The organism is Pseudomonas reidholzensis, from assembly GCF_900536025.1.
GTDB classification, from domain to species: Bacteria; Pseudomonadota; Gammaproteobacteria; order Pseudomonadales; family Pseudomonadaceae; genus Aquipseudomonas; species Aquipseudomonas reidholzensis.
On sequence record NZ_UNOZ01000007.1, the window covers coordinates 114,855 to 129,747 of the forward strand.

Below are 14,893 nucleotides of genomic sequence, written 5' to 3' on the forward strand. Positions count from 1 at the left end.
GTCAGGGTGGGAGAACCATGCCATTGACGCCGCGCCACAATCATCTGCTGGCCGCGTTGCCCGAGCAGGCGTTCGAGCGCCTGAAGGGCGACCTCGAGCTGGTGACCCTGCCCTTGGGCAAAGCGCTGTATGAGTCCGGCGATGCCCTGCGCCATGTCTACTTCCCGACCGACTCGATCATTTCACTGCTGTACGTGATGGAAAACGGCGCGTCGGCCGAGATCTCGGTGGTGGGCAACGAAGGCCTGGTCGGCATTGCCGTGTTCATGGGCGGTGAAAGCACACCCAGCCGGGCCATCGTGCAAAGCGCCGGGCATGCCTATCGCCTGCCCGGGCAGCGTTTGAAGGACGAGTTCAATCGCCATGGCGAACTGTTGGTATTGATGCTGCGCTACACCCAGGCGCTGATTACCCAGATGGCCCAGACCGCGGTGTGCAATCGCCATCACTCGATCGACCAGCAACTCTGTCGCTGGCTGCTGCTGTCGCTCGACCGGCTGCAGAGCGACCACGTGCGCATGACCCAGGAGCTGATCGCCAACATGCTCGGGGTACGTCGCGAGGGGGTTACCGATGCGGCAGGCAAGCTGCAGCGGCTGGGGATCATCGAGTACAGCCGTGGGCACATCAAGGTGCTCGACAGGAAGCGGCTCGAGGCGCTCAGTTGTGAGTGCTATGAAGTGGTGAGGAGGGAGACCGAGCGGTTGCTGCCTTACTTGCCGCTGCGTACGCCGACCGGCCAGCAAGAGGACTGATCCCGCGCGTCAGAAAGCGCCTCTTGGCAGGCTGGCCAGCCCCTGCGGGGCCCCTGTCGGGCACATCAACTGTACCCGACACACACCCCGCAGGAGCGGGCCAGCCTGCCAAGAGGTCTCATCCAGTCGAGTCGACCGGAGCGCGCAGCGCCCCGGTCGATGCCTTGGCAGATTAACGCTCGTCGTCTTTTCGCATGTTGCGGTCGGCAGTGCCGTGCTGGCCCGCATCGCGATCACGCTGGGTGGTTTGCGCAGGGTCGTCGGCCATACCGCCGCCTGCCCCTTGGCCTTGGCCACCTTGACGACCGGCTTCGCCAGCACGATCGGTGTCCTTGGCCCAGTCACCACCAGACTTCTGCCCGCCTTGCTTGTCCATGTCGGGCTTGCGCTGCGGATCATTGGCCATGCCACCTTCGGACATCTGGCCACCTTGGCGTCCAGCCTGGGACGCCTTGTCCTGGTCCTGGGCGTGATCGCCTTGATTGCCTTGGGCGCCTTTGCCCATGTCGCCACCTTTATTGCCTTGATTACCAGCCATGATGGTCTACCTCGTTGAGTGACACAGATGAATCTGTGTGTACATCTGAGACTCACCCACGATCGAGCTAATCCTATTTATATTCATCCGCGCAGACGAAAGGCCGCAAATGCCGCCGCGCCCGGCCTCTTGCGTACGAAATACTGGCTCGATGGGCAAGCGCGCCAGTCAGCTCCTGGGATGTGACACGAGGGTGACTGCGCCGGCGTACAGGCCGCTGCAGTCACCCGTCAGCCGTCATGCCTCAGGCAATCTGAAAGCCATGCGCCAGCGGATCACGGTCATCGACGATGATCGTGTTGTAGCCGATCACCCGCGCCCAGCCCGCCACACTCGGCCGCACCGCCGGGTAGCGGCCGACCTGGGTGGCCTCCTCCGCCCGGCAGTTGAAGGTGGTGCCGGTGATGCTTTCATGGATGAAGGTCTCGCCAATCGCCAACCGCCCACGCGCCACCAACTGGGCCACCCGCGCCGATGAGCCGGTGCCGCACGGCGAACGGTCGATGGCCTTGTCGCCGTAGAACACCGCGTTACGCGCACTGGCGCCCGGCGACTTGGGCTTGTCGCACCACATCACATGCTTGACCCCACGGATCCGCTCGTCTTCGGGATGCACCGGGTTGAGCTTCTTCTGCGCCGCCTCGCGCACCGCGTGGCTCATGCGCACCAGGTCATCGGCCTTGAGCCCGTCCAGGCCGGGGTAGTTGTCCTGCGGCTCGACGATGATGTAGTAGTTGCCGCCGTACGACAGGTCGACGGTCAGTGTGCCGATGCCAGGCACCTCGAGTTCGATGTCCTGGTCATGCAGGTAGCTGTTGACGTTGAACAGGCGCACTTCCTCGACGAACGCGCCGTTCTTCTTGTACTCGATATCGACCCGCCCAGCCGGCGTCTCCAGGGCCAGGCGGCCCTCCACCTTGGGCACCACCAGCCCTTCTTCGATGGCCACGGTGACCGTGCCGACCGTGCCCGCGCCACACATCGGCAGGCAGCCGCTGACCTCGATGAACAGCACGCCGACATCGCAGTCCTCGCGGTGCGACGGGTACAGGATGGAGCCGGACATGGCGTCATGGCCACGCGGTTCGAACATCAGCGCATGGCGCACCCAATCGTGTTTCTCAAGAAACAGCATGCGCTTTTCGGCCATGGGCACGTTGGGCAACAGCGGGCCACCCCCGGCGACGACGCGAACCGGGTTGGCGCAAGCATGGGAATCGATGCAGAAGAAGACATTGCGAGCCATGGGTTTTCAGTCCTTTTGCGGTGTGTACAGGGCGGTGGGTGACTTACTTGATCAGGCGCGGTTCGCCGGTGTCGGCGCCGCTGGCGGCCAAACCGTTGCTCTGCAGGATCTCGGCGATCTTGCCTTCGGCATGCAGCTGCCTGATTGCCGCGTCCAGGGCGGCGCCGAGCTCGGGCTTGTTCATGTGGTAGAGCAAGGCGATCTGCGCGGGCTCGACCGACACCGGCACCCGTGCGTCAGGCTTGGCGATCTCGATCTGGATGCCCTGGTAGGCGCCCTTGCTCTGGGCGTACTTGCCCGTGCCGTAGCTGTCCACGGCAACGTCGAGACGGCCTGCGGCGAGGTCCTGGGCCAGGCCGACCGGATTGGGGTAGAGCACCACCTGGCTGTCCAGGCTGGCCTGGATCTGCCCGGCATAGAGAAAGCCCGAGACCGCGCCGACGCGCTTGCCGTTGAGCTGGCCGACTTCGCTGAAGCCCTCACGCGAGTAGAACGCCATCTGGTCGACGTACAGCGGCCACGACATGCCCAGCACCTTGGCCCGCTCGGCGGTGCGGAACCAGTCACCGATGCCCAGGTCGACCTTCTGGCTGAGCACGTTCTGGATCACCGCCGAGGGGTCGACGATCACCGGCACCACGGTCAGGCAATTGCGCCGGGCGATCTCGCGCACCACGTCGGTGTCGACGCCGCCGATGTCGTTGGGGCCGGCCACGGTAGTGAACGGCGGGTAGTTGTAGACGGCAACGGTGAGGCTGCCGGGCTTGATGGTCTTGAACTGCGCGCTCGGCGTGCAGCTTTCGGCGCCAAGGGCATGGCCTGCGAGCAGGCACGCGGTGCTGAACAGGGCGAGACGAAACTGGCTGATGATACGCATGGGTGTCACTCCGTTCGTGGGATCAGAAATGGCGGCTGAGGCGCCGCTCGAGGTGCCCCACCACAACGGTGGCGGGGATGCAGATGGCGGCGAACATCAAGGCGACCAGGATGAAGATCGGCATGTACTGGAAGGTGTTGGAGCCCACCAGTTGGGCCTTGCTCATCACCTCTGGCAGCGCCACCACGAAGGCCAGTGACGAGGCCTGGAGCATCAGGATGGCGAAGCCGAGCAATGCCGGAATCGAGATCGGCAGGCCCTGCGGCAGGATGATCAGGCGCAGCGTGTCGAGGCCATTCAGGCGCAGTGCCTGGGCGGCCTCACGCTGGCCTTGCGGTACCGCTTCCATCCCCGCGCGGAGGATCTCGCTGGTGTAGGCCGCCGTGCACCAGGTAAAGGCGATGGTCACCGAGACGAAGGCGCTGAAGGTGAACCCGGCCGTCGGCATGCCGAAGTAGACGAACTGCAGCAGGACGATCACCGAGGCACCCCGGCCGACTTCGATCAACGCCAGCAACGGCGCCCTCAACAGCAGTTGCCGGCTGCGCAACCCCAGGGCCAGCAGCAGACCCAGCGGGATGCCCAGCAGCAGCGATGCGCCGGTGACCTGCAACGACAGATAGAAGCCATCCAACAGTGACGGCAGCGTCTGCTGCCAGAAGGCAAAGGTCTCGTTCATCGTGCCACCCTCGAGCGCATGCGTTGATCGGCCCAGCGGCTGGCCCAGGCCACCGGAATGCTCAGGGCGATGTACAGGCAGCCGGCAAAAGCGAAGGTCGCCAGGCCCTGGAAGGTCATCTGCGAGACGTGGGTCGCCTGGAAGGCGATCTCCGGCACGCCGAGGGTCGAGGCGATCGCGGTGTCCTTGAGCAGGCCGATGGCGTAGCTGGCGATCGACGGCAAGGACACCCGCAGCAACTGCGGGGCGATGACGTCGAGCATCCGCCAACGCGCCGGCAGGCTCAGCGCCCGGGCCGCTTCCCATTGACCGCGATGCACCGCCGCCAGCGCGCCACGGAAGATCTCGGCCATGTTCGCCGCTGTGATCAGCCCCAGCCCGACAGCGGCTGCCTGGAATGCGCTGACCTGGACGATGCCGCTGCCGACACCGAAGAAGATCAGGAACAGCCAGACGATCGGCGGCACCGCACGCAAGCCGAGGATCAGCCCACAGGCGGTCAGGTCGAGCAGGCGGATGCCCGAGGTGCGCATGGCACACAGCCCGGCGCCGAGCAGCACGCCGATCGCCAGCGAGGTCAGGGTGAGCAGCACCGTCCACTGGATGCCGCCAAGGATGGCGAGGAGCATGTCGCCGGTCATCGGTTCATCACCGCGCTGAGGAAACGTTGCGCGCGTTCGCTCTGCGGCTTGCGCATGACTTGCTGGCTGCGGCCCTCTTCGATGACCCGGCCATCGGCCATGATCAGCACCCGGTCGGAGACGCTCTCGGCGAAGTGCATCTCATGGGTCACGACGATCATCGTCATGCCTTGGGTGGCCAACTCCTGCATGACGTTGAGCACTTCCAGGCCGAGCTCCGGGTCGAGTGCCGAGGTCGGCTCGTCGAACAGCATCAGGCTCGGTTCCAGGGCCAGTGCACGGGCGATGGCGATACGTTGCTGCTGCCCACCGGAACAGCGCGAGGGGTACTGGTCGGCCTTGTTCAGCAGGCCGACACGGTCGAGCAACTGACGCGAGACTTCATCGGCCTGCTTGCGATCGCGTTTGAGCACCCGCTCCTGGGCGATGCTCACGTTGCGCAGCACCGACAGGTGCGGGAACAGGTTGAATGACTGGAACACCATGCCGATCGGCCGGCGCAGTTCCAGGGTCTGCCGGCTGCTGATGACCTGGCTGGCATCGATGCAGGTGTCGCCGACGCGCAAGGTGCCGCGGGTGGGTGGATCAAGGAGGTTGACGCAACGCAGCAAGGTGCTCTTGCCCGAGCCGCTGGGGCCGATGATGGCGATTACTTCGCCTTTGTTGACGCTGAGGTTGATGTCGTTGAGAACGGTGGTGTCACCGTAGTCTTTGCCCAGGCCCTGGATATCCACCAGGACATTGTTGCGCTGACGCTCGGGGAGGCCGTCAGTGACCACACTTTTCAGTATTGTTTGCACCATGTGCTACACCCTTTGTATTTTTAGAGGCAGGTGTTCGATACTGCAACCTATTGTTTTTATTAGATTTACTTGAATCTGTTGACGTGAGTGGGTGACGTTGTACGCGCTGGATCTGCCTTTGCGACAGAGCCACTCTAGTGACAAATGACAGCGTGCGATTGTAGGATTCGGTCAAAACGCGGTACGAAAATACCCGACGGAGTGACCCGCCCCATGCGTGCCGATTATTCGTTTCTCGAACCCCTGAAACCGCCACCGGATGCCGTCACTCCGCTCAAGGTGGGCATCGTCGCGACGCCCGACTTCACCTTTCTGTCGCTCGGCTGCTTCGTCGACTGCTTGCGGCTGGCGGCGGACGAGCGCGATTTCAGCCGCAAGATCTACTGCGCCTGGGAATTGCTGTCGCATGACGATGCGCCGATCATCTCCAGCTGCGGTTTTCCGGTACTGCCCACCCGCCAGTTCGGCGACCCGACCGAGTACGACTACATCGTCGTGCACGGCGGCATCGTGCAGACCCAGCGGCCGTTTCCGCCCGAGCTGTACGACTACATTCGCCAGGCGGTGCGCGCCGATGTGCCGGTGATCGGGCTGTGCACCGGGACATTCGTCCTGGCCGAGCTGGGGCTGCTCGACGGCCGCCGCTGCGCGGTGCAGTTTTCCATGGAGGCCGCGTTCAAGCAGGTGCACCCGAAGGTCATCACCGTCACGGATGTACCGGTGGTCACCGACGGTGGCTTCATTACCTGCCCGGGGGGCCTGGCCGCGATCAACCTGGCGACCCACCTGGTGGCCGAGCATTGCGGCCGCTCACGGGCGGACAAGGTGCTGCACTATGTGCTGTCGAACCGCGGCCTGGACCAGATGCAGGCGCTGCGCGACGACTCCGGCAACGCCCTGCGCTGCCTGGATGCGCGGGTGGTGAATGCGGTGGGTTTGATGCGCCAGCGACTGTTCGAGACCTGCACCATCGCGGTCCTGGCCAGCCAGGTCGGGGCCACCGAGCGTGAGCTGACCCGGCTGTTCAAGAAACACCTGCGCGCCACCCCCGCCGACTACTGGCGCCGGCTGCGGCTGAAGGCGGCGCATTGGATGGTGCTCAACAGCAGCCGCTCGATCACCCAGATCGCCTATGAGTGCGGCTTTACCGACAGCTCGCACATGATCCACTGGTTCAAGCGCGAGTTCGACGTGACCCCGGCGCGGCTGCGCGAGACCCATGTGCAGTTGGGCATGCTCTGAGGGTCAGCAGGGTCAGCTTGCGGAAGCAGGTTCTTGATGTGGCTGTCGACCGTGCGGTCTGCGACCACCCGGGGTCCTGGTAGTTGACCGTTGTAACAGTGGCGACTTCGCGATTGTTGGGGGCGCTTTGCGCCCCTTTCGCGACACAAGGCCGCTTCCACAGGCTTAGGCGGCGTTGCTAAATCCTGTCCTAAGCCGCGGCCTTGAATGCTGGGCTATCTCCCCCAGACACCCCGCCGTACTTGTGGGAGCGGCCTTGTGTCGCGAAAGGGCCGCGAAGCGGCCCCAGGATGTCAAGCGAACATCGGCAGAAGCCTTACTGCATCCAAGGCGGAGGCGGCTCTTCGCCTTTGACCGGGCCACGCTCCAGATCATCACGCGCCGCACGCCGACGTTCATCGTCGATACGCGCCGCTTCGATCTCGCGCAACACCCCGCCAACATCGGCGTCGTGGTCGTCATCCATGAACTCGCCGGTCAACGGCGTATCCGGCAACAGCTCACCGGCCTCGAACAGCGACCACATCTCCCGCGCATAGCGGGTCTCCCTGAGCTCAGGGGCAAAGCGGCCGAAATACCCGCTCATGTTCGCCACGTCGCGATCGAGCATGCTGAACGCATGGTTGTTCGCCGCCGCATCCACCGCCTGCGGCAGGTCGATGATTACCGGGCCGTCCGGGCCGAGCAGCACGTTGAACTCCGACAGGTCGCCATGCACCAGGCCGGCGCAGAGCATCAGCACGATCTGGCGAATCACGAACGCGTGGTACTCGCGCGCCTGCTCCGGCTCCAGGTGGACGTCGTTCAGGCGCGGCGCGGCGTTGCCGTCCTCGTCCACGACCAGTTCCATCAGCAGCACACCGTCCTGGAAGTCGAACGGCTTGGGCACCCTCACGCCCGCGCCGGCCAGGCGGAACAACGCCGCCACTTCGGCGTTCTGCCAGGCATCCTCGGCTTCCTTGCGGCCGTACTTGGAGCCCTTGGCCATGGCCCGGGCCTGACGGCTGTTGCGCACCTTGCGCCCTTCCTGGTACTCGGCAGCCTGGCGGAAACTGCGTTTGTTGGCCTCTTTGTAGACCTTGGCGCAGCGCACCTGGGTACCGCAGCGCACCACGTAGACCGCTGCTTCCTTACCGCTCATCAGGGGCCGTAGCACTTCGTCGACGAGCCCGTCTTCAATCAGCGGTTCTATCCGTTTTGGAGTCTTCATCAGGTTTAATTCTGGGTCCTGTTCTGCCAGACACATGGTTTGCCGCCCATCCTCTCACAGCCTGATCCGACTTGCTCGCTCGGGCGCTAATCGATGCGCGGATGTTGTTGTACCAAATGCTGACGTTTGGCTTCCAGCTCGGCGATCTGCTGGTCGATATCCTCGATCTTGTGCTCGATATTGTCATGGTGCTCCTGCAGCAGCTCGCGCGCCTCTTCCAGGTCCGACGCTGCCGGGGCCGCGCCGCGCAGGGGCTGGTTGGCGGTTTCCTTCATGGTCACGCCGGTTACCAGGCCGATCAGGGCGATGACCATCAGGTAGTAGGCCGGCATGTACAGGTCATTGGTGCTTTCCACCAGCCAGGCGGCGATGGTCGGGGTCAGGCCGGCGATCAGCACGGAAATGTTGAAGGCACTGGCCAGCGCGCTGTAGCGGATATGGGTCGGGAACATCGCCGGCAGCGTCGAGGCCATCACGCCGATGAAGAAGTTGAGCAGGATCGCCAGTACCAGCAGGCCGGCAAAGATCACCCCGAGCACGCCACTGTTGATCATCATGAAGGCCGGTATGGCCATGATCAGCAGGCCGACGCTGCCGCAGATGATGAATGGCCGGCGGCCGAACTTGTCGCTCAACAATCCGATGACCGGTTGCACGAAGAGCATGCCGACCATGATCGCGATGATGATCAGCACGCCGCGGCTTTCGCTGTAGTGCAGGTTGTGCGAGAGGTAGCTGGGCATGTAGGTGAGCAGCATGTAATAGGTGACGTTGGTCGCGATGACCACGCCGATGCAGGTCAGCAGGCTGCGCCAGTGCTGGGTGGCGACTTCCTTGAAGGACACCTTGGGGCCCGACGCCAGGCCTTCGCGATCACCCTGTTCGAGCTTTTCGACATGCTGCTGGAAGGCAGGCGTCTCTTCCAGCGCGTGGCGCAGGTAGAGGCCGATGATGCCCAGCGGCAAGGCCAGCAGGAACGGCAGGCGCCAGCCCCACTCGAGGAACTTCTCCTCGCCGACGGTGGCCGAGATGCACACCACCAGGCCCGCGCCGAAGACGAAACCGGCAATCGAGCCGAAGTCCAGCCAGCTGCCGAGGAAGCCGCGCTTGCGGTCTGGCGCGTACTCGGCGACGAAGATCGAGGCGCCGGTGTATTCGCCACCGACCGAGAAGCCCTGGGCCATCTTGCACAGCAACAGCAGGATGGGTGCCCAGATGCCGATCGAGGCATAGGACGGGATCAGGCCGATGGCAAAGGTGCTCAGCGACATGATGACGATGGTGGCGGCGAGCACCTTCTGGCGCCCGTAACGGTCACCGAGGGCGCCGAAGAACAGCCCGCCCAGCGGCCGGATCAGGAACGGCACAGAGAACGTGCCCAGCGCGGCGATCATCTGCACGCTGGGGTCGGCGCCGGGGAAGAACACCTTGCCCAGTACATAGGCGACGAAGCCGTAGACGCCAAAGTCGAACCATTCCATGGCATTGCCCAGCGCCGCCGCGGTGATCGCCTTGCGCATCTTGGCATCGTCGACGATGGTGATGTCTTTCAGGCCGATCGGCTTGACGCTTTTCTTGCGTGATTTCATAGCTGTCACTCGGTATCTGACGTGTCCTCGACCTGGCTGCCATCGTTTTGGTGGCCAGGGTTCTAAGGGATCAGATACAAAGGGATACGAAAAAATTCACCACTAAATGAAATTTGCGTGGTGGGGGTGCGCTGGGCACAGGATTTGGCGGGGCTTTGGGGATTCGCGCGGCGCATCGCGAAGTGCTAGCCACAGGCTTCTCGGGCGCCCTCAAGATCGAGCGCCGCGCGGGCGGCGCTCGATCTTGAGGGCGCCCGAGAAGCCTGTGGCTAGCGCCTGGCGGCCATGATACGGTCCAAAGCTAACACCTTCAGCCCTCTTTCATGGACGACATCGAGATCGCCCGGAACAGGTTGCACTAACCGCAGGGCCTTATCGCGAGGCGACGTGCCCCGCGATAAGGCCCAGTAGCTCTACCGATTGCGCGTCACCCGCCACACGGTATTGGCCAGGTCATCGGCAATGATCAACGCCCCACGCGGATCCACCGTAACCCCCACCGGCCGCCCCCGAGTCTTGCCGTCGTCACCCCGGAAGCCCGTGGCAAAATCAATCGGCTCGCCCGCCGGTCTCCCCCCGCTGAACGGCACGAAGACGACCTTGTAGCCCACCGGATCAGGCCGATTCCAACTGCCGTGCTCGCCCACGAAAACCCCATTGGCAAACTGCTCCCCCATCGCCGCGACCGAAAAGTCGACGCCCAACGCCGCCACATGCGAGCCAAGGCTGTAATCCGGCTTGATCGCGCTGGCCACCTTCTGCGGGTTCTGCGGCTGTGCCCGTGAATCGACGTTCTGGCCCCAATAGCTGTATGGCCAGCCATAGAACCCGCCCTCCTTCACCGACGTCAGGTAATCAGGGACCAGGTCTGGCCCAAGCTCGTCGCGTTCGTTGACCACCGCCCACAACTGCCCGGTCTCCGGCTGCACGGTCAACGCCGTGGGGTTGCGCAGGCCGGTCGCATAGGGCTTGTGCGCGCCGGTCTGGGCATCGATCTGCCAGACCATGGCGCGGTCGATCTCGGCCTCCATGCCGCGCTCGGTGATGTTGCTGTTGGAGCCAATGCCGACATACAGGAAGCGCCCATCGGCGCTCAGCGTCAGCGACTTGGTCCAGTGATGGTTGATCTCGGCGGGCAGGTCAGTGAGCTTGACCGGCGCGCCGCTGGCCTTGGTCTGGCCCTCGGCGTAGTCGAAACGCACCAGCGCATCCTGGTTGGCCACGTACAGCTTGCCGTCAGCGAAGGCCAGGCCGTAGGGCGCATTGAGGTTTTCGGCAAACACCGTCTTCAGCTCGTACTGGCCGTCGCCATCGGCGTCGCGCAGCAAGGTCAGGCGATTGCCACCCTTGACCTGGGTGTTGCCCTTGGCCTTGATCGAACTGGCGATGACGTCCTTGGGCTTGAGCTTGGCGGCGCTCCCCCCTCGGCCTTCGGCAACGATGATGTCGCCGTTGGGCAAGACCAGGGTCTGCCGCGGGATCCGCAGATCAGTCGCAATCGCCGTGACGCTGTAGCCCTGCGGCACGGTGGGTTTCTGCTCGCCCCAGGCCGACGGCTCGGCGATCTTCATGCTTGGCAGCAGCCCGCGTTGCGGGTCGGGCAGTTTCGGCTCGGCGCCGTAGGTTTGCTTGGCATCGCCTTCGCCACCGCAAGCGCTCAACAACAGTGCCATGCTCAAGACGCTCAGTGCGGGTAGCCGGCTCATTGCACACCTCCCGATCGCAGGTTGGTCAGGCCGACCCAGGTCGCGATCATGGCCAGCAGGGTGACGATCACCGACAGCACCAGGCCGGACGGCATCACCGCCCAGGCGTCCTTGGCGTGTTCGAAGGCGTTGACCAGGCCGAGCCCCCAGGTCACCAGCAGCAGCCCGAAATACAGCAGCGGGTGCCCGCGCTTGCGCTCGGCGCGGATCAGGTTGACCAGCGCAAACAGCAGCGCCAGCCCACAGAACAGCAGGCCGCCGGCGATCAGCCACGCGGCGAAGTTGCTCCACTGGATCTGGTAGCTCTTGAAGTAGGCGATGTCGCTCAGCAAGCCGCCGAGAAACAGTGGCACGGTACCCGCCAGCAAGGTCGCATGCAGCGGCCCTGGCGTGCAGCGGTAGAGGGTTGGATGGTTAACGGTCACGGCGGCTCCTTTTCATTCAACGATCCGGGAGGGTGCGCTGCGCGGCTCCTTGCGCGCAGGGTGTGCAAGACAAGGAGCCTGGGGCGCGCCGGTTAGTTCACTCGGATCAGCGCGCCACCTTGCTGCGAAAGGGCCGCACCGCGGCCCCTTACCCTGAAGGCAGGCCTAGAACTTCATCTGCCACTGCCCCATCAGCGCATGGTTGCGGCTGTTGCTGCCCAGCTCTGCGCTGTACCCCAGCCCCACCGACTGCCGCGCGCTGAGGCCCAGGTCCAGCCCTGCCTCGACCAGCAGGCTGTCGCGGTCCAGGGCACTGCCCTCGACGCTGAAGGCATCGCCGCCGGCCAGAAACGCCTGGCGTGTCTGGGTATCCAGCGTGCCATAGGTGTGGCGCCAGCCCAGGCTTGCGCGTGGGGTCAGGCTCATGCCATTGCCCAGTTGGCCCAGGTACGCCAGGCGCGTGCCGAAGGTGCTGGAAAAATTGTCCTGGGTATCGGCGTCCACGGCCAGGGCAGCATCACCGCCGCTTTCGCGGTAGCTGTCGCGGTGGTAGCGCTGGTAACCGAGGTTGGCGAACGGCTCGGCGCTCAAGCGGCCACTGCCCAGCGCATAACCCAGCTCGACGAACGCCTGCTGGCTGTCGGCATCGTAGGTGCCCTTGAGGCGCTCGTTGAAGGTGTCGAAGCTGACCCGCCGGGTGCTGTCGCCGTCATGGCGGCTGTACGCCGCACCGAGGCGCACGGCCAATGGGCCGCTTTGGCGCAGGGCGTACACGCCGGCATGCCAGCTGCCGACCTTGCCGTCCAGGCCGCTGGCGTCCAGGCGGGTGCGCGAGTAGCCACCCAATACCCCGAGGCGCCACTCCCCCGGCAACGCCCAGTCCAGCCCCAGCACCGCGCCGCCGGTGCGCTGCTCGAGGCTGTCGCTGGCGTGGCTGGCGTCGACCTTGCCGTAGCTGCCGAGCGCCTGCAGCCACAACCGCCCCTGTGCGTCCGGGTCGTTGAGGTTGCGCGCCGCCGGCGGTACCCCGGTGGCGGCCAACACAGGCCCTTCGGCCCCCTCCAGGCCCACCAACAGGCCCGCTGTGCTGCCCATCGACTGCATGGCACCGAGCATGGTCGCGCCGACCTGGGCGCTGGCGCTCAACGTGGCGGCTGCAAGGTTGGCGCTGCTGCTACCCGCCAACTGTTCGATGGCCTGGCCTGCGGTGGCGCTGGAGGTGCCGAGTAGCGCGTTGTACAGCGTGCCGCTCTGGCCCAGGCTGGCCAGGCTGCGGGCCACGGCACTGCCATTGCCGCTGCGCGCGTAGTCGCCGAAGGCCACGTCGTTGCGGTCGTAGCCCAAGGCCACCGAGGTATCCGCGTAGGTCAGTGTCGGGGTAAGGAAGGCATAGTCACTGCTGACCTGGGCGAAGCTGCCGGTCACCGCGCCCGCCGTCAACACGGTGTAGCGGCTCTGCCAGGGGTATTCGCCTGGCGTAGGCTGCACGCGCAAGGTGGCGCCGTTGAGGTTGGCACTGCCGGTGACGCTGATAGGCGCACTGCTGCCATCGGCGTTGACGCCATAGACCAGCGTTGCGCCGCTGGCGAGATTGAGATCGCCATTGACCGTGGCCACGCCCAGCCCGGTATTGGTCAGCAACGTGCCCTCGACGTCCAGGCCGCCGACCATGCCGCCGCCGGCGTAGGTGCCGCCCTGCGCCACCCGCAAGGCGCCGAGGATGCTGCCCTGGTTGATCAGGGTGGCGCCGTCGCTGACCTCTCCGCCTTGGCTGAAGTCGCCGTTGCTGGTCAGCGTCCAGTGGCCTGCGGCCACCTGCAGGGTCTCGAAGTTGGCGCTGTTGCCGAAGCTGCCGACGCCCTCGAGGACCACCCGGTCGACGCCATCGCCGCCGTCGACCAGCCCGTTGAACACCCCGCCGGTGGCGACCACAAGGGTGTCATCGCCGCCGCCCATGCTCAGCGCCAAACCATTGCCCCCGGCGATCAGCCCGCGGTTGATCACGCTGTCGGCATAGTCGCCGATCAGCTTGATACCGAACCCACCCTCGCCTTCGATGCGCCCGGCGTTGTCGATGCTGGTCGCCGCCACCCCGGCGCCTTCGGCCCCGTCGTCGACCAGGATGGCATTGTCGACGCTGCGGATCACCCCGCTCGCGGTGTTGACCACAGTGCCACCGCCCATGGCGATGCCTTCGCTGTTGTTCGGCCGGCCGCCACTGTCTACGCCCTTGGCGCCCAGCCCCTGGATGGTGCCGCTGTTGTAGATATGCCCGATCAGGTCGATATCGACACCGTCGCCATCACCGTTGAGCTTGCCGTCGGCGATCGCCCCGGTAATGACGCCGTCGTTGTACACGGTACCGCTGCCGTCGGAACCGAAGCCCGAGCCGTTACGGCCGGTGATGGTCCCGCCGGCGTAGTTGTAGAGCGTGGCATCGGTCTTCAGGTCGATGCCGTGGCGGTCGGCGCTGATGGTGCCGTGGTTGTACACGGTGACGCCGGTGGACTCGCCAATCTTGATGCCGTCGTATTTCTGGTCCAGGCCGTCGGCATCCTGCGGGGCGGTGTCGGTGTAGATCAGCCCGTAGTTGGTAACGGTCGCGTTGGAGCCGGTCTTGATCGCGTCGTTGCCAACCGCGTGGATCACCCCGCTGGCCTGGTTGACCAGGGTGGTGGTGAACAGCGGGTTGTCGAGGGTCTCGAGGTCGATGGCTTGGCCGTCGACACTGGACTCGAGGGTGCCGGCGTTGTCGATCAGCAGCGTGCCGCCTGCGCTGGGGTTGGTCTGCAAGCGCAGGCCGTCGTTGCTGCCCTGGATCAGCGCACCCTGGCGGTTGGTGATCCGGTAGTGACTGATGTCTTCGCCGTCATCCTTGCTGTCGATGCCACGGCCAGCGGTGGAGCGCAGCGTGCCGGCGTTGTCGACGCTGAGCGTGGCAGCGCTGGTGTGCTTGGGCAGGATCACTGCGTCGTCAGCCGTGGCGACGATGCTGCCTGCGGCGGTCACTTGGAGGGTGTCGGTTTTTTTCAGCTCGAGGGTGTCGCCGGTGGCGCTGTCGATCAGGTAGTTCTTGGCCAGTGCGGCAGGTGCCAGGGCGGCGCTGGCAAGCGCGACGCAGAGGGCCAGGCGATGGGGAGTGAAGAGCATGTGGGCGACCAGGGTGGTTAATCAAAGTCGCC

13 protein-coding genes are annotated in these 14,893 nt (G+C 64.9%); 2 read left to right on the plus strand and 11 right to left on the minus strand.

The genetic code is table 11. From position 1 onward, the window contains the following. The first annotated feature begins 17 nt into the window (after positions 1–17). A complete protein-coding gene (locus CCOS865_RS06195) occupies positions 18–755 on the plus strand; it encodes a Crp/Fnr family transcriptional regulator (protein ID WP_119138927.1) in 738 nt (245 codons plus the stop codon). A 172-nt stretch (positions 756–927) separates the two neighbouring features. On the opposite strand, the gene CCOS865_RS06200 is transcribed toward CCOS865_RS06195, so the two are convergent. The 6 genes from CCOS865_RS06200 to CCOS865_RS06225 form a co-directional block, all read right to left on the minus strand. Continuing rightward, positions 928–1,293, minus strand: a complete 366-nt coding sequence (locus tag CCOS865_RS06200) for a con-10 family general stress protein (protein ID WP_208644498.1) — start codon at positions 1,291–1,293, stop codon at positions 928–930. 244 nt (positions 1,294–1,537) lie between these two features. Further along, positions 1,538–2,539 (minus strand): 4-hydroxyproline epimerase, encoded by a 1,002-nt coding sequence (locus CCOS865_RS06205; protein ID WP_119138931.1) that lies wholly within the window; start codon positions 2,537–2,539, stop codon positions 1,538–1,540. Positions 2,540–2,582: 43 nt separating this feature from the next. Then, positions 2,583–3,416 carry a substrate-binding periplasmic protein gene (locus CCOS865_RS06210; RefSeq protein WP_119138933.1) on the minus strand — a complete coding sequence of 278 codons (834 nt, stop codon included), beginning with the start codon at positions 3,414–3,416 and terminating at the stop codon, positions 2,583–2,585. A 22-nt stretch (positions 3,417–3,438) separates the two neighbouring features. After that, positions 3,439–4,095, minus strand: a complete 657-nt coding sequence (locus tag CCOS865_RS06215; RefSeq protein WP_119138935.1) for an amino acid ABC transporter permease — start codon at positions 4,093–4,095, stop codon at positions 3,439–3,441. Then, positions 4,092–4,724, minus strand: coding sequence for an amino acid ABC transporter permease (locus tag CCOS865_RS06220; RefSeq protein ID WP_244216063.1), 633 nt, complete (start codon positions 4,722–4,724; stop codon positions 4,092–4,094). Before CCOS865_RS06220 ends, CCOS865_RS06215 begins: the two co-directional genes overlap by 4 nt. A gap of 8 nt (positions 4,725–4,732) precedes the next feature. Continuing rightward, complete coding sequence (locus CCOS865_RS06225) at positions 4,733–5,539, minus strand: amino acid ABC transporter ATP-binding protein (protein ID WP_119138939.1); 807 nt, start codon at positions 5,537–5,539, stop codon at positions 4,733–4,735. A 213-nt stretch (positions 5,540–5,752) separates the two neighbouring features. Between CCOS865_RS06225 and CCOS865_RS06230 the strand changes: the two genes are divergently transcribed. After that, on the plus strand, positions 5,753–6,781 hold the full coding sequence (locus tag CCOS865_RS06230; RefSeq protein WP_119138941.1) for a GlxA family transcriptional regulator: 1,029 nt from the start codon (positions 5,753–5,755) through the stop codon (positions 6,779–6,781). 316 nt (positions 6,782–7,097) lie between these two features. Here the strand turns inward: CCOS865_RS06230 and CCOS865_RS06235 are convergent, their stop codons facing one another. From CCOS865_RS06235 to CCOS865_RS06255, 5 genes are all read right to left on the minus strand, one after another. After that, positions 7,098–7,991: a PA4780 family RIO1-like protein kinase gene (locus CCOS865_RS06235; protein WP_119138943.1), complete on the minus strand. Its 894-nt coding sequence runs from the start codon at positions 7,989–7,991 to the stop codon at positions 7,098–7,100. Between the two features lie 86 nt (positions 7,992–8,077). Beyond that, the gene (proP, locus tag CCOS865_RS06240; protein WP_119138945.1) at positions 8,078–9,580 is read right to left on the minus strand and encodes a glycine betaine/L-proline transporter ProP; all 1,503 of its coding nucleotides are present in this window, start codon (positions 9,578–9,580) and stop codon (positions 8,078–8,080) included. 413 nt (positions 9,581–9,993) lie between these two features. Next, the gene (locus tag CCOS865_RS06245; protein ID WP_119138947.1) at positions 9,994–11,286 is read right to left on the minus strand and encodes a PQQ-dependent sugar dehydrogenase; all 1,293 of its coding nucleotides are present in this window, start codon (positions 11,284–11,286) and stop codon (positions 9,994–9,996) included. Continuing rightward, positions 11,283–11,711 (minus strand): DUF2231 domain-containing protein, encoded by a 429-nt coding sequence (locus CCOS865_RS06250; protein WP_119138949.1) that lies wholly within the window; start codon positions 11,709–11,711, stop codon positions 11,283–11,285. The genes CCOS865_RS06245 and CCOS865_RS06250 overlap by 4 nt, the downstream gene beginning before the upstream one ends. 165 nt (positions 11,712–11,876) lie before the next feature. Next, positions 11,877–14,861, minus strand: coding sequence for an autotransporter outer membrane beta-barrel domain-containing protein (locus CCOS865_RS06255; RefSeq protein ID WP_119138951.1), 2,985 nt, complete (start codon positions 14,859–14,861; stop codon positions 11,877–11,879). Positions 14,862–14,893: the final 32 nt, after the last annotated feature.